Annotated in this window: 20 protein-coding genes; 16 read left to right on the top strand and 4 right to left on the bottom strand. The window is 71.0% G+C overall.

Annotated elements, in window-relative coordinates; translation table 11 throughout:
- Nucleotides 1-26: 26 nt before the first annotated feature.
- On the bottom strand, nt 27-818 hold the full coding sequence (locus tag P8A20_RS33710) for a glutamate racemase (RefSeq protein ID WP_187282349.1): 792 nt from the start codon (nt 816-818) through the stop codon (nt 27-29).
- 58 nt (nt 819-876) lie between these two features.
- On the opposite strand from P8A20_RS33710, the gene P8A20_RS33705 reads away from it, so the two are divergent.
- Nucleotides 877-2,058 carry a glycosyltransferase gene (locus P8A20_RS33705; protein WP_147962685.1) on the top strand — a complete coding sequence of 394 codons (1,182 nt, stop codon included), beginning with the start codon at nt 877-879 and terminating at the stop codon, nt 2,056-2,058.
- Between the two features lie 34 nt (nt 2,059-2,092).
- On the opposite strand, the gene P8A20_RS33700 is transcribed toward P8A20_RS33705, so the two are convergent.
- Nucleotides 2,093-3,367, bottom strand: a complete 1,275-nt coding sequence (locus tag P8A20_RS33700) for a TerD family protein (RefSeq protein WP_306104868.1) — start codon at nt 3,365-3,367, stop codon at nt 2,093-2,095.
- A gap of 958 nt (nt 3,368-4,325) precedes the next feature.
- On the opposite strand from P8A20_RS33700, the gene P8A20_RS33695 reads away from it, so the two are divergent.
- From P8A20_RS33695 to P8A20_RS33660, 8 genes are all read left to right on the top strand, one after another.
- On the top strand, nt 4,326-5,330 hold the full coding sequence (locus P8A20_RS33695) for a hypothetical protein (protein ID WP_147962684.1): 1,005 nt from the start codon (nt 4,326-4,328) through the stop codon (nt 5,328-5,330).
- A 39-nt stretch (nt 5,331-5,369) separates the two neighbouring features.
- Nucleotides 5,370-5,816, top strand: a complete 447-nt coding sequence (locus P8A20_RS33690; protein ID WP_147962683.1) for an NUDIX hydrolase — start codon at nt 5,370-5,372, stop codon at nt 5,814-5,816.
- Nucleotides 5,809-6,453: a hypothetical protein gene (locus P8A20_RS33685; RefSeq protein ID WP_306104867.1), complete on the top strand. Its 645-nt coding sequence runs from the start codon at nt 5,809-5,811 to the stop codon at nt 6,451-6,453. The genes P8A20_RS33690 and P8A20_RS33685 overlap by 8 nt, the downstream gene beginning before the upstream one ends.
- Before the next feature lie 39 nt (nt 6,454-6,492).
- A complete protein-coding gene (locus P8A20_RS33680; RefSeq protein ID WP_306104866.1) occupies nt 6,493-7,269 on the top strand; it encodes a class I SAM-dependent methyltransferase in 777 nt (258 codons plus the stop codon).
- Between the two features lie 292 nt (nt 7,270-7,561).
- Nucleotides 7,562-8,062 (top strand): DUF6643 family protein, encoded by a 501-nt coding sequence (locus tag P8A20_RS33675; RefSeq protein WP_147962680.1) that lies wholly within the window; start codon nt 7,562-7,564, stop codon nt 8,060-8,062.
- Nucleotides 8,063-8,107: 45 nt separating this feature from the next.
- Nucleotides 8,108-8,932: an MOSC domain-containing protein gene (locus P8A20_RS33670; RefSeq protein WP_147962679.1), complete on the top strand. Its 825-nt coding sequence runs from the start codon at nt 8,108-8,110 to the stop codon at nt 8,930-8,932.
- A 127-nt stretch (nt 8,933-9,059) separates the two neighbouring features.
- Nucleotides 9,060-9,677 carry an Rv1733c family protein gene (locus P8A20_RS33665; RefSeq protein WP_147962678.1) on the top strand — a complete coding sequence of 206 codons (618 nt, stop codon included), beginning with the start codon at nt 9,060-9,062 and terminating at the stop codon, nt 9,675-9,677.
- A gap of 205 nt (nt 9,678-9,882) precedes the next feature.
- Nucleotides 9,883-12,321, top strand: a complete 2,439-nt coding sequence (locus P8A20_RS33660) for a right-handed parallel beta-helix repeat-containing protein (protein ID WP_306104865.1) — start codon at nt 9,883-9,885, stop codon at nt 12,319-12,321.
- On the opposite strand, the gene P8A20_RS33655 is transcribed toward P8A20_RS33660, so the two are convergent.
- Nucleotides 12,291-14,714: a hypothetical protein gene (locus P8A20_RS33655; RefSeq protein WP_306104864.1), complete on the bottom strand. Its 2,424-nt coding sequence runs from the start codon at nt 14,712-14,714 to the stop codon at nt 12,291-12,293. The two genes, P8A20_RS33660 and P8A20_RS33655, sit on opposite strands and share 31 nt — an antisense overlap.
- 226 nt (nt 14,715-14,940) lie before the next feature.
- Here P8A20_RS33655 and P8A20_RS33650 point away from each other — a divergent pair, with 226 nt between their 5' ends.
- Nucleotides 14,941-15,771 carry a DeoR/GlpR family DNA-binding transcription regulator gene (locus tag P8A20_RS33650; protein WP_147962675.1) on the top strand — a complete coding sequence of 277 codons (831 nt, stop codon included), beginning with the start codon at nt 14,941-14,943 and terminating at the stop codon, nt 15,769-15,771.
- 70 nt (nt 15,772-15,841) lie between these two features.
- Nucleotides 15,842-16,276 (top strand): SRPBCC family protein, encoded by a 435-nt coding sequence (locus P8A20_RS33645; protein WP_147962674.1) that lies wholly within the window; start codon nt 15,842-15,844, stop codon nt 16,274-16,276.
- A 26-nt stretch (nt 16,277-16,302) separates the two neighbouring features.
- Here P8A20_RS33645 and cds1 read toward each other — a convergent pair whose 3' ends face one another.
- Nucleotides 16,303-17,436 carry an L-cysteine desulfhydrase Cds1 gene (gene cds1 / locus P8A20_RS33640; RefSeq protein WP_306104863.1) on the bottom strand — a complete coding sequence of 378 codons (1,134 nt, stop codon included), beginning with the start codon at nt 17,434-17,436 and terminating at the stop codon, nt 16,303-16,305.
- 327 nt (nt 17,437-17,763) lie between these two features.
- Here cds1 and P8A20_RS33635 point away from each other — a divergent pair, with 327 nt between their 5' ends.
- The 5 genes from P8A20_RS33635 (at nt 17,764) to P8A20_RS33615 (ending at nt 21,032) form a co-directional block, all read left to right on the top strand.
- Nucleotides 17,764-18,045 (top strand): hypothetical protein, encoded by a 282-nt coding sequence (locus P8A20_RS33635; protein ID WP_147962797.1) that lies wholly within the window; start codon nt 17,764-17,766, stop codon nt 18,043-18,045.
- A 214-nt stretch (nt 18,046-18,259) separates the two neighbouring features.
- Nucleotides 18,260-18,787, top strand: a complete 528-nt coding sequence (locus P8A20_RS33630; RefSeq protein ID WP_187282347.1) for an ATP-binding protein — start codon at nt 18,260-18,262, stop codon at nt 18,785-18,787.
- A gap of 168 nt (nt 18,788-18,955) precedes the next feature.
- On the top strand, nt 18,956-19,531 hold the full coding sequence (locus tag P8A20_RS33625) for a TetR/AcrR family transcriptional regulator (protein ID WP_261988924.1): 576 nt from the start codon (nt 18,956-18,958) through the stop codon (nt 19,529-19,531).
- A 32-nt stretch (nt 19,532-19,563) separates the two neighbouring features.
- Nucleotides 19,564-20,145 (top strand): DUF4865 family protein, encoded by a 582-nt coding sequence (locus P8A20_RS33620; RefSeq protein ID WP_147962671.1) that lies wholly within the window; start codon nt 19,564-19,566, stop codon nt 20,143-20,145.
- Nucleotides 20,142-21,032 (top strand): phosphotriesterase family protein, encoded by an 891-nt coding sequence (locus P8A20_RS33615; RefSeq protein ID WP_147962670.1) that lies wholly within the window; start codon nt 20,142-20,144, stop codon nt 21,030-21,032. Before P8A20_RS33620 ends, P8A20_RS33615 begins: the two co-directional genes overlap by 4 nt.
- Nucleotides 21,033-21,073: the final 41 nt, after the last annotated feature.

Below are 21,073 nucleotides of genomic sequence, written 5' to 3'. Positions count from 1 at the left end.
CGGCCCGGCGAGGTGGCCTCGGACGGTCAGATCGCGGGGCTGACGGCCTTGAGCAGCAGCCCCTCGGCGTAGGCCAGTGCGGGTACGGGGAGTCCGGCGGCGTGTCCGGCGAGGAGAACCGTGAGGGTGCCGGTCGGTTCGGCCGACGGAGCGGGAGCCGCTCCGACACGGCGCAGTGCCTGCGCGGCGACCGCGTCGGCGGAACCGTGCAGGACGAGCGGCGCCCGGCCGGGCCGGTCGCGCTCGACGGCGGCGCGAATGCGTTCGGCCACGAGTTCGTAGTGGGTGCAGCCGAGGACGACGTCCGTGACATCCGCCGGGGTGAGGGCAGCGGCGGCCGCCACCGCCCGGTCGATCGCCTCCTCGTCGGCGTGCTCGACGGCGTCGGCGAGACCCGGGCAGGGCACTTCGGTCACGTCCACGGTCCGCGCGAAGTCGTTGATCAGCCCGCGCTGGTAGGAGCTTCCGGTGGTCGCGGGCGTCGCCCAGATGGCGAAGGGGCCACCGCCCGCGGCGGCCGGCTTGATCGCGGGCACCGTGCCGATGACCGGGAGGCCGGGCTCCAGTTCGGCCCGCAGGGTGGGCAGCGCGTGGACGGAGGCGGTGTTGCAGGCGACGATCAGCGCGTCCGGCCGGTGGGCGGCGGCGGCCTGTGCCACGGCGAGCGCGCGCCGGGTCACGTCCTCGGGGGTACGCGGCCCCCAGGGCATCGAGCCGGGGTCCGAGGACAGCACCAGATCGGCGTCCGGCCGCAGTCGGCGTACCGCGGCCGCTGCCGCGAGCAGGCCGATTCCCGAGTCCATGAGTGCGATCTTCACCCGGTCACCATAGTCGACAGCCCTTGCGGCGCCGCCGGAGTGGGGCACACTTCGACGGATGAGCGCCGTTGCCTGGATCGCCGTGGGTTCGCTGGTCGTGTGGGTGTGGCTGTTGCTGGGCCAGGGGTTCTTCTGGCGGACGGACCAGCGGCTTCCACGGCGCGGGGACCCGGAACGCTGGCCCTCGGTGGCCGTGGTCGTCCCCGCGCGGGACGAGGCGGAGATGCTGCCGGTGAGCCTGCCGTCGCTGCTCGCCCAGGACTATCCGGGGGAGGCGGAGATCTTCCTCGTCGACGACTGCAGCGGCGACGGTACGGGGGAGCTCGCGCGCGCGCTGTCCGCGCGGTGCGGGGGGCTTCCGCTGACGGTGGTGACACCCGGTGAACCGGAGCCGGGGTGGACGGGAAAGCTCTGGGCGCTGCGGCACGGGATGGCTCTGGCCCGGCAGCGGAGGCCCGAGTTCCTGCTGCTGACGGACGCCGACATCGCTCATGCGCCGGACAGCCTGCGGGAACTCGTCGCCGCGGCCGGTCCCGAGGGTGAGGACGGCTTCGACCTGGTCTCGCAGATGGCGAGGCTGCGGGTGACGAGTACCTGGGAGCGGCTGGTCGTGCCCGCCTTCGTCTACTTCTTCGGGCAGCTGTATCCGTTCCGCCGGGTGAACGCGAGGGGGTCGCGGACCGCCGCGGCGGCGGGCGGCTGCGTCCTGCTGCGTGCCGCGGCCGCCGAGCGGGCGCGTGTCCCGGAGTCCATCCGTCAGGCGGTGATCGACGACGTGTCGCTGGCGCGTGCGGTCCGGCGCGGCGGCGGCCGTATCTGGCTGGGGCTCGCCGACCGGGTCGACAGCGTGCGGCCCTATCCGCGGCTGGCCGACCTGTGGGACATGGTCGCGCGGAGTGCGTACGCGCAGCTGCGGCACAGCCCGGTGCTGCTGGCCGGCACCGTCCTCGGTCTGGGTCTGGTCTACGTCGCACCGCCCGTCACGCTGGTCACCGGGCTGCTGACGGGCGATGCGGTGGCAGCGGTGGCGGGCGGGGCGGCCTGGGCGGTGATGGCGGGCACCTACGTGCCCATGCTCGGGTACTACCGGCAGTCGCTGTGGCCGGCGCCGCTGCTGCCCTTCACCGCTGTCCTCTACCTCCTGATGACGGTGGACTCCGCGGTGCGGCACCACAGGGGGCTCGGCGCGGCCTGGAAGGGACGTACGTACGCCCGCCCCGAGGCCGCGCCGGAGCCCTGAGCCCGGCCGCCGGAGCGGCGGCGGGCCCCGGGGATCATTTGCGTCCGGGGGTCCAGTTCATGCCCCAGCCGTAGGCCGCGTCGATGGTCCGCTGGGGGCTCACCCCTCTCTCGGGGACGAGGTAGCGGGCCTCGCGCTGCACGGTGAGGTCCCGCCCGTCACTGGTGATCAGCGCGAGCGCGCACACGGTGGACGGCACGGTGCATTCGTCGAGGGAGAAGTCGATCGCCGCTCCGTTCTGCGGCTGCAGGGTGACCGTGGCGTGGAGATCGGCGAAGCTCCGGGCGCCCTCGTAGATGGTGACGAAGATCAGGACACGGCGGAGCTGGTCCTTGTGGTCGAGGTTGACCGTGAGGTTCTCGCCGGTGGAGACCGCACCGGTGCGGTCGTCCCCGTCGAGGTGGATGTACGGAGGCTGCCGGAGGGAGCCGAAGGCGTTTCCGAGCGCCTGGACGACTCCCTTGCGCCCGTCGGTGAGTTCGTACAGTGCGCAGAGATCCAGATCGAGGTCCGCGTGCACGGCGACCGCTCTGCCGAGCTTCGCGCCCCAGCTCCTGAACTGCTTGCGCACCTCCCAGTTGAGGTTGACGCGCAGCGCTCCCGACGTGCCGCCCTGTTTCGACAGCGACACCGAGGGTGCGTCCTTCGTCAGCGTGACCTTGGTCAGCCTCACGGCCTGCACGACCGGGGGCGCGGGGGCCGCCTGGGGTGCGGCCGGGGGTGCGGGAGGCCGGGGAGCCCGCTGCGGCGGCCGGGGCGGCGACGCCTGCTGGGGCTCGTCGACGGAGATCCCGAAGTCCGTGGCGAGGCCTTCGAGTCCGGTGTCGTACCCCTGTCCCACGGCCCTGAACTTCCAGGCTCCCTGGCGCAGGTAGAGCTCGCCGAGGATGAAGGCGGTCTCGACGGTCGCGTCGGCGGTGTCGAAGCGTGCGATCTCCGAGCCGTTCGCCTGGTCGACGATCCTCACGTAGAGGCCGGTCACCTGTCCGAAGGTGCCGCCGTCCGCCGAGGCCGCGATCACGACGCGGTCGATCGCCGGCTCGATCCGCGCGAAGTCGACCGTGAGGCTGTCCGTGACGGTTCCCCCGGCCGTCCGCTTGCCCTCGTGGCGCACCGCGCCGGATCCGTGCGCCGGCTGGTTGTAGAAGACGAAGTCGGCGTCGCTGCGCACCTTCCCCGACACGAGGAGGAGCGCCGAGGCGTCCACATCGGGTGCCCCGGGTGAGGTGTGCCGGCCCAGTTCGACCCGCACGGCCCGAGCCGGTACCCCGACGTTGGTTCCCTTTTGCATGGTCATGCTCGCCCCCATCACGAGTCCGGCTGCCCGGAGAGTCTCCCGCCAACCTAGTGCCCGGCCCGCCGGTGGGCCCTCGGCCCGACGGGAGCGATACCGGCGATCCGACGGTACTGGACTCCACATTCCGTGCGGAAACCGTAGAATCGCCCGATCCACCACTCTGATGGTCAACTGCTCCGCGGCCGGGTGCACCGGCCGGTTCACCCGGCCCCAGGCGGTGGCGAGAAGTCCGCCACGCGTACGCGCCAAGACTCCGCCAGAGCTGGTCCGTTGACACGAAATTCAGCGAGGTCACCGACTGATTCCCCTTCCTGAGAGACAGTGCATGCGTACGGACGTGGCACCCGGCCTTTCTGGAATTGAATTGGCACGATCATCGGGCGCCGGACGCGCGGCAATGCGGACTGTCGCGGTCATGGCGGGAGCGGCGCCGGCCAGCTGATCACCGGCGGTACGAACGATGCCCCCGCTCCGTGCGCTGCCTGCCCTTACCGGCCGCGCCGTTCGCGAGGCGGCGACGCACCGAGAAGGCGGTGGCCCGTCCCCCGGCACGTGACGGCCTCCATGGCACTCCTGCGGAACTGGACCCTCATCAAGGGGGAAACGCAACCCCATAGACCGTTATCAGACACCGGATCAGCCCTCGACGGATCTCGATGAAAAACCGGAGTCGCATGGGAGGCGGGCTCGGCATGAACATGTCCACTCGCGATACCGTGCAATGTCCTGGCGATGGACGGCGATCCCCTCGGGGCACTCTCAGTGGCAGCCGTTCGGGTTCACCGCCGCACCATACGTCTATACAGCTCATTTTCAGCCGTTCCTGGTAAAGGCCTCACCAACCTCTCCCTCTCGCGGGAAGTCCGCAGCAGCATGGAGTGACCCGGCGCCAGCACGGCGTGGGCTCTTTCCGTCTGCACCGGGAGTGGTCAGTGGACTCCCTGTGTGCTTCCGAGGTCCTGGAGGATCGGTGACTGCTACACCGGGGAGACGTGGCAGCGATCGGTTCACCGATCGGCTCAGGCTGCGGCGTTACGCCTTCCTGGTCGTCATCCTGTTGAGCCTGCTGCTCTCCGTCGGCTTGATCAGCTTCGACCACGAGACGTCAAAGGCCCAGCAGATCGGTGCGCTCGGAACGGGCATCGCCGGGTCCGCCGTGTTCGCGCTCATCATCAGTTGGCTGCTCGACGCCGAGCACGACCGCTTTCTGCAGACCCAGCTCTCTGGCCAGTTGGAGACCCAACAGGAAGCGATCCTTTCGGAGTTCAGGAAACTGAACGCTCGCTATCTCCCCTTGCGGGACTACGCGCCGACCCAAGAATACCGTGGCAATCGCTTCAACTCCGATCTGACCGCTTCCTTGGAGGCGTCAGGGAGCTACACCTTTCGTGGAGCGAGCGCTAAGTATGTGGCCCCCCGGGTCAGACGCGACGGAGACCGGATCACCAGGGTCCGCGTCGTGATGATCGATCCCCGGTCCGAGGAGGCCCTGTCCGCCCGGGCCGCCGATCGCTTGAGCAACCCCAAGTACGCGGGAAGAACACTTCAGCAGATCAAGGACGGGCTACGGGAGGAGACCTTCAGCTCCCTCGTCTCGCTCCATGGGATCTGCAGCCGCGTCCGCGTGGAAATCGGGCTGAGCGCCGCTGTCTCCTCCGTCATGCGCGTGGAGATGTTCGACAGCGACGTGTACGTCTCGATCTACAACATGGATGCCGGTCTGCGCTCCCACTTTCCCGGAACCCAGCGCTACTCGAACGAGTCCGTCGTCTACATGCTTCAGCGCCTCGAGGGCGAGCGTGTCTACGACCTGTGCGGAAAGAAACTCGTGTTTGACCGCCGGACGACGGACGAACAACTTCTACGGGCACTCCGGCTCAGCGGCATGTCGCAGGCGGACGAGGGGGTTCTCGCAGCTATCCGAGAACGAAATGGCCGGTTCGAAGAGGCGTTCATCAGGGACGCGCTGAGCTGAGATCTCGAACATCAGCAGCAATCAGAAAGGCGTCAGCACATGCCAGGTCAGCGATTCAGTGTGCTCGTGGCGGCGATCGCGGTGCGCGACCGCCGTGTCCTGCTCCTGCAGAGGAGTGAGCGGGAGAAGTTCCTGCCGGGCGCGTGGGGCGTGCCGTGCGGAAAGATCGAGTTCGGGGAGGAACTGGAGGACGCGGTGCTGCGCGAGCTGAAGGAGGAATCGGGGCTCAGCGGCACGGTCCGGTCCCTGGTCGGATCCTCCCGCTTCATGAGTGAGAAGGATGGCGTCAGCCTGCACAACGTCCAGCTCAACTACGTCGTCACGGATCTGGACGGCTCGGTGCAGTTGGACGAGTCCAGCCAGGACCACCGCTGGCTGAGGCTCTCCGAGCTCCGCCCGTTCGGCCTGGAGCCCTTCATCATCGACACGATCGAGCAGGGCCTGTCCTGCCTGCAATCCCTGGAAGCGGCGGGCAGACATGGATGAGGACAGACTCTACGGTTCGCTCATGGACATCGTCGCCGGTTCGCCTGGCGGCACGTTCCCCGCCACCGGGATCGCGGGGCTGCTCCACGAGGCGTTCAGCCACCGCGCCTCGCTCCTGCGGCAAATTTTCTCCTGGGAGGCCGGCCGTTACGGCGAGGTGGAACGGCGGTCGCACGAAACCCCTACCCACTTCAAGTGGAACCTCGCCGACCTGACCGCAGGTGCGGGAAATCCCATACGGGTATGGCTGCACCAGTACCGCCCACCTGAGGAACTGCGCGTGCGCTACGCCCAAGTGCCGCACAACCACCGCTACCCCTTCGTGTCCGTCGTACTGAACGGCGGTTATCGCAACGATAGTTACCGCTCGCTGCGCGGGCTGGAACTGCCGACGGGGCCGCCGGAACCGGTGGACTCCCGTACCCTGCGGCCGGGCGACACCATCGTCATGCACCCACTGGAGGTGCACCGGCTCGCCGAGATCCGGAAAGAGACCCTCACCCTGCTCGTCCAGGGCGCACCGGCCACCGACCGAAGCTTCAGCTACCGCGAGAGCACGTCGAGCTGGCTCACCCACCGCGACCTACGGGCTCAGTACCGCACCCTGCAACAGATCGAAGCCGGCACCGCCGGATGAGCCATGTGGAAGACAACGGGAACGGTGGAGGGTGGATCCATGGCAGACGCGACGTACGACGGCCCGGCCTCGCAAGACCTCGTGACTTGGGATCGGATCGCCGACCGCTACATCGAACTCGCGGACGGGCGCGCCACGTCCAGTTTCCATCACCTGACGGATTTCTTCCACGAACGGCTGCGGCCGCTGTCCGGCAGGTCCGTGCTGGACGTCGGCTGCGGTCACGGCTGGCTCGCCCAATCGCTGGCGGCCCTAGGCGCGGAGGCCAGCGGGGTCGACGGGAGCGAGTCGATGATCGCCCAGGCCCGCTCGCGGTATCCCGGTCTCACCTTCCACACCGCCGACCTGGTGGACGGCCTCGGGTCTGCCCGAGCGGTCGCCGGGTACGACGCCATGGTCGCCAGGTTCTCCCTGCAGTGCATCGCCGATCTCGACAGGCTGCTGCGGGACGCCGTCGTCGCCCTGCGCCCGGGAGGGCTCTTCCTCGCCTCCATGCCGCATCCAGCGTTCTACATGCGTGAGCGCGTGGAGGACCCGGTCACCAGAGAGCGCTACAGGAAGGTCACCGGCTACCTGGAGCACGAAACCCGCATCCTCCCGGACTTCGGTGGGCACCGGTACTTCCACCGGCCCGTCAGCTGGTACGTCAACGCCTTCGCACGGCACGGGCTGCATCTAGACGACATGCGGGAACCACCCCAGCACCCGGACACCGCAGGAGACAGGGGGCAGGACGAGTGGACCGACTTCGAGACGTGGTGGAGCACCATCCCCGTATTCCTGGGGCTCTGCTTCCGAAAGGCCCCCACCGGCTGACCGAAGCCGCCCGGTGCGATCACAAGCCCGCAGCTACAGCACGAGGGGTGTCGAAGTCGGGGCCTCTCCGGCCCACGAAGTCCCCGTCCCTGCGAACGTCACCCAGGCGTCCGTCTATCGCGGCCCGTCCGCCGCTTCGGGTCGGCCACAGGGTCCACCAAGGAAAATGCCCCGGTGTTAACAGAGGCTTTACCCGTGTCCATGCAGGTCAGGCCGACAAATGCAGCGTAAACCGGATAACCCCAAGATTGGGGCTCCCCAACCGGCACATCGTGGGCTTAACTTATGTCTCATGACCTCCCCCCGCTCCACCTACGGCAGCGGCTACTACGCCGCGCCGTCGTTCCCCGACACCCCGATCTACGACTCCCTGGTAGCCGAGCGGGGGACCCCTCAGATCGCGCCGATCCGGGTCCCGGCCGCCTACGACACCGGGAACAGCTACCTGCCGGCCCTGCCGTCGGCGCTCCCCGCCCTGCCCGCGGCCCCGTCGCAGCAGACCGGTTCCTACGGCTACCCGCAGCAGCCGGCGCAGCCGCAGTACCAGAGCGCCGGGATGCAGCAGTCGCCGATGATGCAGCCCGCGCAGCTGCAGCACGCCCCGGCGCCGTACATCCCGCAGCAGCCGTCGGCGCCGCGCGGCTACCAGCAGCCGCAGCAGCAGCCCCAGCGGCCCGGCACGGGGTACGAGGCGATGCGCCCCGCGTCACCCAGGCCGGCCCCCGCTCCGGCACAGTCGCAGTCGCCGTACGAGGACCCGTACAACCGGCCGTACCAGAGCCGGGGGTACTGACGGGCGCTGCCGAGCACGGCCGGTGACGGCTGGCAGGATGGAGGCATGCTCTCCCCCGCACTCGGCGCCGTGTTCGTTCATCCGGTCAAGTCGCTGGCCGCACGTGCGGCCGACGAGGCCGTGGTCGAGCCGTGGGGACTCGACGGCGACCGCCGCTGGATGCTGATCGACGCCGAGAACAGGGTGGTCACCCAGCGTCAGCAGCCCCGCATGGCGCAGCTGTCCGCCGAGGCCCTGCCCGGTGGCGGAGTGGTTCTGTCGGCGTCCGGGAGTCCGTCGCTGGTGGTGGAGGTGCCCGGCCCGGACCGCTCGGTCGTCGCGGAGCTGCACCGGAGCAAGGTCGAGGTGACCGTGGCGGCGGGGTCGGCGCACGCCTGGTTCGGCGCGCGCCTCGGTGCGGAGGTCCGGCTCGTCCATCTCGACGCGCCGTCGCACCGCAGGCCCGTCGATCCGGAGTTCGGCCGGCCCGGCGAGACGGTCTCGCTCGCCGACGGCTATCCGCTGCTCCTCACCACGCGTGCCTCGCTGGACGCACTCAACTCATGGGTGGCCCTGGGGGATCATCCTGAGGAAGGCCCGCTGCCGATGGACCGGTTCCGGCCGAACGTTGTCGTGGACGGCACGGCGCCCTGGGCCGAGGACGGCTGGAAGCGGATCGCGATCGGGGAGGTCGTCCTCCGCGTCGTGAAGCCGTGCGGCCGGTGCGTCGTCACGACCACCGACCAGCGGACGGCCGAGCGGGGCAAGGAGCCGTTGCGCACACTCGCGCGGCACCGCAGGGACGGCAGGCATCTTCTCTTCGGCCAGAACATGATCCCGGAGGGCACGGGGACGGTCAGGGTCGGGGACCCGGTGCGCGTGCTCGACTGACCTCCAGGACCGCGATGGGGAACTCCGGCGCGTGCGAGGTGTGTTGACCGCGTGAGGTTGCTCTCTCTTCGCCGCCCGGGGAGGCATTCGCAGCCCTGTCGGGTTATCACGGAAGGAAAGGGGGTGCATGACTGTGCGAACGGTTCTGGGAATCCGGCGGTGGCGGCGCAATCCTGTGTGCCGGGCCACCGACCGTCACGAGGCATGGGTGGCGCTGGCCGCGCTGCTGCTGATGCTGCTCGCGGCACCCCTGCTCGGCTGGAAGGCCGGTTCACTCACGGACGACGCCCTCCGGCAGGCCGTGCGGGCCCAGCACGAGCAACGCCGTCTCACCGCGGCCGTCGTGGTGCGCGCGGCCCCCGGCACATCCCGCTTCGCCCGGGACCCCGAGGCGGCCGTCGCCGAGGACTCCATGCGCCGGTCGGTGGTAGCGGACTGGCTCGCCCCGGACGGTACGACACGTACGGGCACCGTGTCGACGGCGTCCACGGAGACGGCTCCCGGCACCCCGATCGAGGTCTGGACGGACGCCCGGGGAAACCTGGTGATGCGCCCCATGGACCTCTCCTCGGCCCACACCCACGCGGTGCTCGCGGGAATCGGTGCGGCGCTGCTGGCGGGTGGTCTGACCGAATCGGTCCGCAGGCTCGTCGTATGGCGCATGATGCAACGGCGGTACGCCCGGCTCGACCGCGCCTGGGCCGAAGTCGGCCCCGACTGGGGCAGAACGGGTACGGGCAGCTGACATCCGGGGCGCGGGTTTCCCTCTCGCACGGCTGAGTAGGGCTTCGGGCCGCCGACCCGTCAACTCACACCCGTCGCGCGCGCTACGGTGGACCGGCCCGCCCGACTCCTCGGCAGGCGGGCGGGAGCGCTGCCGGTGGACCGGCGGCTCACGCGGACAGGTACGAGGCAGCGCACACGGCACGAGGTGGGGGCACAGCAGCACCATGGCACAGGGCACGGTCCAGGTGACGCACACCGGCACATCGCGATGGCGGCGCCGCACGGGCGAATACGCTTCCCTCACAGCCGCCCTGGAGGCCGCAGCGGACGGTGACGTCCTCACCATCGCCCCGGGCACCTACCGGGAGAATCTCGTCGTCCACCGCGCCGTGACACTGCGCGGGCCTGAGGGGTCCGCCGGGTCCGTACGCATCGCCCCGGCCGACGGCGTCCCCCTGACCGTCCGCGCCTCCGCCGTGATCCAGGACCTGCACGTGGAGGGCCAGGACTCCGCCGCACCCGCACTGCTGGTCGAGGAGGGTGCTCCCGAACTGTCGGACGTGCGCATCGTGACCAGGTCGGCCGCCGGCATGGAGGTGCGGGGCGCGGCACGGCCCACCGTGCGCCGCTGCACGGTCGACAACCCGGCGGGCGTGGGCATCGCCGTACTCGACGGCGCCGGCGGGGTGTTCGAGGAGTGCGAGATCGTCTCCTCGGGGCAGTCCGGCATCGCGGTGCGCGACGGCGCCCACCCGAGGCTCGAACGCTGCCGTGTGCACCACGCCTCGGGTGCGGGACTGAGCGTGACCGGGGAGGGCAGCGGCCTGGAGGCGGTGGGCTGCGAGGTGTACGAGATCAAGGGCAGCGGTGTGCAGGTCACCTCCCGCGGCACCGCACACCTCACGGACTGCACCGTGCACCGCACGTCAGCCGACGGGGTCACCCTGGACACCGACGCGGTCCTCACACTGGCGGACTGCGACATCCACGATATTCCGGAGAACGCGGTCGACCTGCGGTCCCGTTCGGTGCTCACCCTGACCCGCTCGACCGTCCGCAGATTCGGCCGCAACGGTCTCTCGGTCTGGGACCCGGGCACCCGTGTCGACGCCAACCAGTGCGAGATCCACGACAGCACGGGCGACTATCCGGCGGTGTGGGTCAGCGACGGGGCCACGGTGATACTCGACTCGTGCCGTGTGCACGACGTGCCCGACGCCCTCTTCGTCCTCGACCGCGGCTCGCGTGCGGATGTCGTGGACAGCGATCTGTCCCAGATCCGCAACACGGCGGTCTCGGTCAGCGACGGGGCCACCGCCCAGCTCGACGACTGCCGGATCCGGGAGGCGTCCACCGGCGCGTGGTTCCGTGACCACGGCAGCGGCGGCACGCTGAACAACTGCACCATCGACGCGGCGCAGACCGGTGTCATCGTGACCAAGGGCGCCGACCCGACCATCGAGCGGTGCACGGTCACCTCGCCCGCGGAGGCCGGGTTCTACGTCTCCGCCGAGGGCCGGGGCACCTTCGACAACTGCCGGGTCACGGGAAGCGAGGGCTACGGCTTCCATGTGATGGACGGCTGCCGGTCCACGCTGACCCGCTGCCGCACGGAGCGCTGCGCACGCGGCGGTTACGAGTTCCCGGACACCTCCGGCGGCGACGGGCACACGGTGGGTCCCGTGGCACAGGACTGCACCAGCGACGAGAGCGGTCTGCGCGGCGCCACTCCCCCGGCCCCGGCGGTCCTCACCGCGACGCAGACCACACCCGGGCTGCTGGGTGCGTTGCCGGGCCGGCGAACCGCCGAGCCCGCCGCCGTCACCCCCTCACCGCCCGTCGAAGAACCCGCGCGCGACGCCGGCACCGTGCTGGGTGAACTGGACATGCTGGTGGGCCTGGACAGCGTCAAGCGCGAGGTGCGGGCGCTGACCGACATGATCGAGGTGGGCCGCCGCCGCCGGCTGGCAGGCCTGAAGGCGGCATCGGTGCGCCGGCACCTCGTCTTCACCGGTTCCCCCGGCACGGGCAAGACTACGGTCGCCCGGCTGTACGGGGAGATCCTGGCCTCGCTCGGTGTCCTGGAGCACGGCCATCTCGTGGAGGTGTCCCGCGTCGATCTGGTCGGCGAGCACATCGGATCCACGGCCATCCGGACCCAGGAGGCGTTCGACCGGGCGCGCGGCGGGGTCCTGTTCGTCGACGAGGCGTACGCCCTGTCGCCCGAGGACTCCGGCCGCGACTTCGGCCGGGAGGCCATCGACACTCTGGTGAAGCTGATGGAGGACCACCGGGACGCCGTGGTGGTGATCGTCGCCGGGTACACGCACGAGATGGAGCGCTTCCTCACCGTCAACCCCGGTGTGGCGTCCCGTTTCTCGCGGACCATCACCTTCAGCGACTACGAGCCCGAGGAGCTGCTGCGCATCGTCGGGCAGCAGAGCGACGAGCACGAGTACACCCTGGCGGAGGGGACGGGGGAAGCGCTGCTGAAGTACTTCACGGCACTGCCCAAGGGCCCCGCCTTCGGTAACGGCCGGACCGCGCGTCAGACGTTCGAGTCCATGGTGGAGCGGCACGCGGGCCGGGTCGCCCAGCTCACCGAGCCGAGCACGGACGACCTGACCATGCTCTACCCGGAGGACCTCCCGGCGCTGCCCTGAGCGAGGCCGTCCCGGCCCTCGGTGCCCCCGCCCGCTTGCTGGGGCACGACGGGCCCGAGCCGTTCCAGGAGCGCGGTGCGCTCGACGGCGAAGACCGGGTCGGCCTGGTAGTCCGAATGCCCGAGGACCGGCTCGGGCAGCGGGTGTTCGACGGTGCGTCCGTAGACCAGCGGATCCTTCAGCGGGCCTCGGTCCACCTCGTGGCCGCCAGGCCCCTCGTCGATCAGGACGGGGCCGCCGATCGGGTCGGTCGCACGCCAGAGGTTGCGCCAGCAGTGCACGGACCTCTGGAGTCCTTCGAGGGGGACCCGGCCGAAGTAGGCCGGGAACCAACGCCCGTAGAGCCGCTCGATCGGGGAACCGTAGGTGAGCAGCGCGACCCGGCGCCGCACCGGGTCGGGGAGCTGCCACACCGCTGCCGCGGCGAGCACGCTGCCCTGGGAGTGCCCGGAGATGACCAGCCTGCCGCGGGTGCTGCCCGTCCACGCGCACATCCGGGAGGAGAGGTCCGGGACGGCCCGCTCGGCGTAGCAGGGAGGCGCGAAGGGGTGTGCGGCGCGCGGCCAGAACGTACCCACGTCCCAGAGGATGCCGATGGTGCGGCGGGCGGAGACGTCGCGGTAGGCGCGGCGGCCCCAGGTGACGAACAGTATGACCCCGAATCCGGTCAGCCAGGAACCGGTCGACTGGGCCGTCTCGGCGAGCGATTCGACGAAGGGGCCGGTGCCGTCCGCGGCGAGACCGGGGACCTCGCCGGTGAGCCAGGAGCAGGTCACCGCCGCGATGCCGAGCAGCAGGGTGGCGGCGGAGAGCAGTCCGAGAATTCCGGGTGCGGCATCGGTGAGTGCGGCGGTGGCACGCGTGCGCGCGATCTGCCGGGTGCGTCCGGGCTGGGGGTGCTTCTCCGCGTACTCCGCCTCGATCCCGGGTCCCGTGCGGCGGGCGCGGCGCAGGGTGCGGACCGCCAGCCAGAGGACCGGCGGGACCAGGAGCAGCAGCAGGACCGGGATGACGGAGGCCTGCCAGCTGAGGAGGACGGGCGGTCCCTCTATGTCGGCTCCCGCGCCCATGCCGGGGGTGCCGGGGCCGTCGAGCCAGTCGGCCACCCGCTGGGCGATCCCGCCGGTCATCACGCCCCCGAGGGCGCAGGCGAGCATGGCCACCGCGGGGCCGCCGAGGCCGGCCAGTGTGGTGCGGGCCTCCGGGGCGCGCCGGTAGAGGCTGAGGGCCACCACGGCGAGCGCGACGACGAGCAGGCCCTGGCCGAGGGCGAGTGAGCGGAATGCGGCCTCTCCGGGAAGAGCGCCCGTGGACACCCAGTCGGGACGCGACCAGCCGGCGTGGACGACCGCGCAGAGCAGCAGGGCGAGCGCGGTGCCGGGCAGGAAGGTGGTGACGGCCCGGTCGACCCTGTTGTCGAGGCGTCGCTCGCTGCGCCCGCGGTGGCAGACGACGGTCACGACGACGAGTCCGCACAGGACGAGGCCGGCTTCGACCAGGTACCCGGCCACCGCCGGCACGGGGCTCTCGGCGGACCGGTCGTACCGGGCCGTCGTGGCAGCGACCGCCGCCGCGGCGGTGAGGAATCCGGCCGCGGTGTGCGCGGCGCGCAGCCGGGCCACGAGCCTGCGTCCGTACCAGAAGCCGGGCCTGCCGAGGGCCGGGCGCACCAGGGGTTCGCCGGTCCGGGTGGCCGCCTCGGTGTCCTCGTCCGCGCCGGCGTCGACGTCCGTCTCCGTGTCGGCCGGTTCCTCCCATGTGAGGGGGCGCTGGGACTCGTAGGCGCTCCAGGTGCGGTTGGACAGGTACCAGAGCAGTCCCACCAGCGCGGTGGGCACGAGTGCGGCGACGGCCAGGCGGCGTCCGGGCTGGGCGAACCACCCGTCCTGCCGGGCGGACAGGAAGCCGAGCCAGGAACGCTGCACGGAGCACTCGGGGGTCCCGGCGCACTGCCAGGCCACCAGGTCGAGGGCGACCTCGCAGGCGGCCGCGGTCAGCAGCACGGTGAGGCTGAGGGCGACGAGCCGCACCAGGACGCCGTAGAGCCTGACCGCCCGGATGTGCCCCCGCGTGGCGGGCCTCATCCAGTGCGCGAGGTTGACCACCATGAAGGGGAGCAGGAGCAGCCACAGGGCCCGGGAGCCGTTGCCCGAGGTGAGGTTGGACCAGCAGTAGGCCTCGGCGACGGGCCCGTCCCGGTGGCGTTCGGGGTGCTGTTCGGCTCCGACGTCCTCGGTGCGGCGGTACACGGCGGCCGTGGCGTCACCGGTGATCCTGGTGGTACGCGGGTCACCGAGCATCTCCTGCGGAGTCGCTCCGCCGACACCGTGGACGAGCAGTTCCAGTGCGGGGCCGCCGGTCTGCGCGGCCTCGGCCCGGGGTGCAGGGGGCAATGTGGTGACTCGCTCTCTGGTCCGTCCGGCTCTCGGCCGGTGGGAGGGGGCGGACAGGGTCCGAACTGACGCGCATTCACCACCATCGCGGACGGAAGGCGTCCGCCGCACCGGCTCTCACCGAATCTCCCCAGTGGGACGGTCCGTGGGGGTGCGTGGGAGGATGGGGCGTCCCGCAGGACCGCTGCCGGACCGTGCGGACAGAGGGAAGGGCCGGGGCCCGGCGTTGAGCGACAATCAGAACCTGCTCGCGGAGCAGCGGCGCGCGCTCATCCTCGACGATGTGCGCAGGCGCGGCGGGGTCAGGGTCAACGAGCTGACCCGCAAGCTGAGCGTCTCCGACATGACCATCCGCCGGGATCTGGACGCGCTTGCACGTCAGGGCGTCATCGAGAAGGTGCACGGCGGGGCCGTGCCGGTCGTCGAGGCGAGCACCCACGAGCCCGGTTTCGAGGCCAAGTCGACACTGGAGCTCAGCGCCAAGGAGGACATCGCGCGGGCCGCGGCCTCGATGGCGCTGCCCGGCAGCGCCATCGCACTCTCCGGCGGCACGACGACGTTCGCGCTGGCCCGTCACCTCCTGGACGTACCGGGGCTGACGGTCGTGACGAACTCGGTGCGGGTGGCCGATGTGTTCCACGGTGCCCAGCGTCCGACGGCGACCGGCGGGGCGCGGGCCGGAGCGGCCACGGTGGTGCTGACCGGCGGGGTCCGGACGCCCTCGGACTCGCTCGTGGGACCGGTGGCGGACCGCGCGATCGGCTCGCTCCACTTCGACGTGCTGTTCCTCGGTGTGCACGGGATCTCGGTCGAGGCCGGTCTCTCCACGCCGAATCTCGCGGAGGCCGAGACGAACCGGCACTTCGTGCGGGCGGCACGGCGGGTGGTCGTGGTGGCCGACCACACCAAGTGGGGCACGGTGGGGCTGAGTTCGTTCGCGGCGCTCGACGAGGTCGACGCGTTCGTCACGGACGCGGGTGTGCCTGACGCCGCCCGGCAGGAGATCGAGGAGCACCTTCCCGGCCTGGTGGTGGCGGGCGGGCCCCCGGACGAGTAGTCCGCCGCCGCGCCGCACCCGCGGCCTCCGTTCCGTGCCCGGCGGGTGCCGGACGTCCTAGGATCGGGCTGTGGCCGTATTCCGTATCGAGCGCTTCACTCCCCTTCCCGCCGCCGAGGCGTGGCGGCGGGTCACCGACTGGGAGCGGCACGGCGGGACCGTTCCGTTCACCTCGGTAACCGTCCCGGCGGGCGGCTCCACCCGGGCGGGGACGGTCTTCGTGGCCCGCACCGGTGTGGGACCGCTGGGTTTCGACGATCCGATGGAAGTGGTGCGCTGGACCCCGCCCGCTGCCGGCCGGGCCGGGGTGTGCCGGCTGGAGAAGCGGGGTTCCGTGGTGCGCGGGCGAGCGGCGATCGACGTCTGCCCGACCGGCTCCGGCTCGCACGTGATCTGGGTCGAGGAGCTGCGTGTGCGGCTGTTTCCCCGCTGGGCCGATCCGTTGCTGGCGACGGCGGGCCGACGCGTCTTCTCCCGGGAGCTCGGCGTCCTCCTGGAGGACTGAGGGCCCGCCGGGGAGTTCCGTCCGGGTCAGGAGGGCCAGGTGCCGGTGGCCAGGAAGTGGTCGATCGTGCCGGTGTACGGCCGGATGTCCAGGCCCTGCTCGCGCAGCCAGTCGTCCGAGTAGTACTTGTCGAGATAGCGGTCGCCGGGGTCGCAGAAGAGCGTGACGACGCTGCCCGTGCTTCCCTTCTCCACCATCTCGGCCACGAGTCTGAACGCGCTCCACAGACCGGTGCCGGTCGAGCCTCCCGCCTTCCTTCCGATGGCGCGTTCGAGCACCCGGACCGCGGCGACGCTCGCGGCGTCGGGCACCTTCATCATCCGGTCGATGGCTCCGGGCACGAAGCTCGGCTCCATCCTCGGCCTGCCGATGCCCTCGATGCGTGAGCCGCAGTCGGCGGTCGCCAGCTGGTCGTTGCGGGTCCATCCGTCGAAGAAGCACGAGTTCTCCGGGTCGGGCACGCAGATCCGGGTGTCGTGCTGCATGTAGCGGACGTAGCGCCCGATGGTGGCCGAGGTGCCGCCGGTTCCGGCGGTGGCGACGATCCAGGCCGGCTCGGGGTAACGCTCCAGGCGCAGCTGCTGGTAGATGGACTCGGCGATGTTGTTGTTGCCCCGCCAGTCCGTGGCGCGTTCGGCGTAGGTGAACTGGTCCATGTAGTGCCCGCCGCTCTCGGCCGCGAGGGCCGCCGACTCCTCGTACAGCCGTCGGGAGTCGTCGACGAAGTGGCACCGGCCGCCGTGGAATTCGATCAGGCGGCACTTCTCGCGGCTGGTGGTCCGCGGCATCACCGCGACGAACGGCACACCGATCAGCTTCGCGAAGTACGCCTCCGAGACGGCGGTCGAGCCGCTGGACGCCTCGATGACCGGCTTGCCGCGCCGGATCCAGCCGTTGCAGAGCCCGTAGAGGAACAGCGAGCGGGCCAGCCGGTGCTTGAGACTGCCCGTCGGGTGCGTCGACTCGTCCTTGAGATAGAGGTCGATGCCCCAGTGTTCCGGAAGCGGGAAGCGCAGGAGATGGGTGTCGGCCGAACGGTTGGCGTCCGCCTGGACCTTGCGCACCGCCTCCTTGAGCCAGGCCCGGTAGTCCGGGTCGCTCCGGTCGACGTCCACGGTGTCCATGACGTCGCCGCCGGGTGTGTGCTCACCGGTGTCCATCAGGGGTCTCCTTCGGGTGACGGCGTTCCTGCGTGCGGTACCCACGATATTCCCCCCACCTGCACAAACGTTTACTTTGACGGTCCATAGCCCTTCCTTGGCCCAGGTGTTCGAGCTTGCGGGCCCCGGGGACGGGAACTGATCCCGGTCGCTGCCGAAATCGGTGATGAGGCCTGGTGCAGGGGCCCCGTCCGCGGGCAGACTTGCAGAAGCTGGCACAAGGGGGGCGAAGTGGCCGAGACAGAGTTCAGTGCTGCGGATTTCGGTGCGCAGGAGTTCGCGACGCCGGAGTTCGGCGCGGCGGAGTTCCGCGCGAGCGACGTCAGGATCCAACGGTGGGCGCGGTCGCTGACCCGAGCCGGCCAAGTGATCGTCAAGGACGGCAGGATCGTGCTGCTGACGAGCAACGGGCGGGAGATCGCCAGCGCCCCGGTGACGTCCGTGAGCGCCGGGAAGCCGTGGTTCCTGGCCGCCGACTCGGCGATAGCCCGCATCAATGGGGTGCGGTACCGGCTGACCATGGGCCAGCGCAACCGGCGGCCCGGCGGGGCCGCACCGGTCCGCAGATTCCTGGACGCGCTGAGGAGTGCCGCCGTGCGGCGCATCTGACGCTGCGGTCCGTCCCGGGCACCGCGAGTTGCGGAGCCCAACCCCCTGAGTCACGCTGGTCACACGTCACTGAAGGTGCACCGGCGGTGACAGCGGAAGCCGCCCCCGCCGGGAGCCGAGCAGGGCGGACCACGCGTGACCAGAAACAGCAGTCAGCAATCTGCTGGATCCGTTCCTTCGTCTTCTTCCGGACCTATTTCGGGGAGTCGCAGCCGTGATCAGCGAGCCAAGCAGGCACTGCGCGGTGGAGCTCCAGGCCCTGCCGTCGCGGATCGGTCAGGTCCGCAGAATAATCTCGGCGCAACTGCGCTACTGGCATCTCGATCCTCTGATCGACCATGCAGCGCTCGGCGTCACGGAACTGCTGACCAATGTCCACCGGCATGCACAGCCGGACAAATCATGCACCGTCGAGATCGAGCTGCTGCTCGACCGGCTGACGGTCTCCGTCCACGACCACGACCCCCGGCTGCCGACCATGTCCTTCGCCGATTCGTCCGCCACCTCCGGGCGCGGGCTGGCGATGATCGCCGCGGTCAGCGAGAGCTGGGGCGTACGACCGAGCGAAGACGCGGGGAAGGTCATCTGGTTCACCCTGCCCGCGCCCTCCTTCACCACCGCCGCGCTGCACCCCCTCCCGGTGTACGGGTCGACGACCGACGGGCCGTTCGGTTCGAACGCCGCCGGACTGCTGGAGCCGTCGGCGACACGGACGCGGGTCAGGTCGGCCGTCGTCGGCTGACGGGGCCGCGCCCGGCGCACCCGGAGCGCGCCGGTCCACCGTGACCGACGCGCTCCGGTCCTTCCACGCACGGCACGGGCACTCCTGCGCCGTTGCCGCTCCGCACGGATGTCGCGGTGGTGCAGCGAATCCGAGACTTCTGTACCTACTGGTATGTACAGTGTCGTGATGAGCACTCCGGAGCGGTTGATCGAAGCCACCCAGGAACTCCTCTGGGAGCGCGGCTACGTGGGCACCAGTCCCAAGGCGATCCAGCAGCGGGCGGGAGCGGGCCAGGGCAGCATGTACCACCATTTCGCGGGCAAGCCCGGTCTGGCGCTCGCCGCCGTCTCCCGTACCGCCGCGGAGATGAGGGGGACCGCCGGGCGTCTGCTGGACGGCCCCGGATCCGCGTACGAGCGGATCGCGGCCTATCTGCTGCGCGAGCGCGACGTCCTGAAGGGCTGCCCGGTGGGTCGGCTGACGATGGATCCCGAGGTGATCGCCAGCGACGCGCTGCGGGCCCCGGTGGACGAGACGATCGACTGGCTACGGGGGCGACTCGCCGAGATCATCCAGGAGGGCCTGGATCAGGGCGAGTTCTCCCCCGGCCTCGCAGCCGGAGAGGTCGCCGCCGCCGTGGTGGCCACCGTCCAGGGCGGCTACGTCCTGGCCCGCGCGTCCGGATCGACGGCCGCCTTCGACTCCGCCGTCCAGGGACTGCTCTCCCTGCTCGCCCCCGCCGCACCGGCCGGCCTGGCCTGAGACCGGCCGCCCAGCGGCCCGAGGAGAACGCGATGCACGCGATGCAGTACGAGATCACCCTTCCCGCCGACTACGACATGGAGATCATCCGCGAGAGGGTCGCGACCAGGGGCCACCTCCTCGACGCATTCCCCGGCCTCGGCCTGAAGGCGTACCTGGTCCGGGAGCGCGGTGGCACCTCACCGGTCAACCAGTACGCCCCGCTGTATCTGTGGTCGGCGCCCGAGGGCATGACCTCCTTCCTCCGGGGCCCCGGATTCCAGGGCGTCGTGGACGATTTCGGCCGCCCCGAGGTGCGGCACTGGACCGGGCTCTCCTACCGGGAGGGGCCCGACCCGGAGGCACGCCCGCGCACCGCGGTCCGCCGGCGCGAGCGGATCGGGGACGACGTCCGGCCGGCTGCGGCGATGGAGGCTGCGCTGGAGGAGAGTCACCGGCTGGCGGACACTCCCGGGGCCGTCGCCACGGCACTGGCCCTCGATCCCCTCCACTGGGAGCTGCTCCACTTCAGTCTCTGGGAACACGAGCCGCCCCGGATGCCGGGCGACCGATACGAGGTGCTGCACCTGTCCGCCCCGGAGCGCGGCCGGCTGGGGCGGGGGCATCAGCGGTGACCCGGGTCCGTACCGTGCTCGGGGACGTCCCCGCCGGGGAGCTGGGAGTCTGCGACGCGCACGACCACCTGTTCATCCGTACCCCCGCGCTGCCCGGGCTGGAGCTGGACGACCCCGCCGACGCCCGCGGCCGGCTGAAGGAATTCCACGCACTGGGCGGGCGCGCGGTCGTCCAGTGGACCCCCTACGGGATGGGCAGGCGGCCGGAGGATCTGGCTGCTCTCTCCCGGGAAGGCGGAACGCGGATCGTCGCGGCGACCGGACTGCACCGCGCGGCCCACTACGCACCCGGACTGCTCGACCGGATCATGCCGGGGCTGGAGGAACTGTTCGTCTCGGAGATCACGGACGGGATCGGCGCCACAGGGGTGCGGGCGGGCCTGATCAAGGTGGCCGGCGCGTTCCACCGCGTCGACACCCACGCGAGGCACACGATGGTGGCGGCTGCCGGGGCCCATCACCGTACGGGGGCTCCGATCGCCGTCCATCTGGAGCTGGGCACGGCCGCGACGGACGTACTGGATCTGCTGTGCGGAGAGCTGGGGGTGGAACCGCGACGGGTGATCCTCGGCCATCCGGGACGGTTCCCCGACGCCCTCGCACAGCTCGACATCGCGCGGACGGGCGCCTTCCTGGCGTTCGACGGGCCTTCCCGGGCCCACCACGCCACGGACTGGCGGCTGCCCGAGCAGTTGGCATCACTCGCGGAGGCCGGGTTCGGCGGGCAGTTGCTGCTCGGCGGCGACACCACGGTGCCGGAGACACCGGGGATGCCGTACCTGTTGCGGCGACTGCGTCCGCGTCTGGCGCGGTCCCTCGGTGAGGAGGCGCTGGAGGCGGCACTCGTCGCCAATCCGGCGCGGGCGTTCGCCCTGGCCACCGGCTGAACGGGGCCGCACTCCGACCGGCGGTACCCTCCCCCGGCCTG

Origin of the sequence: Streptomyces sp. Alt3, assembly GCF_030719215.1 — a bacterium.
Classification (GTDB): domain Bacteria; phylum Actinomycetota; class Actinomycetes; order Streptomycetales; family Streptomycetaceae; genus Streptomyces; species Streptomyces glycanivorans.
The sequence above is the reverse complement of the archived record's forward strand: the minus strand, read 5'-3'. Positions and strand labels throughout refer to the sequence as shown.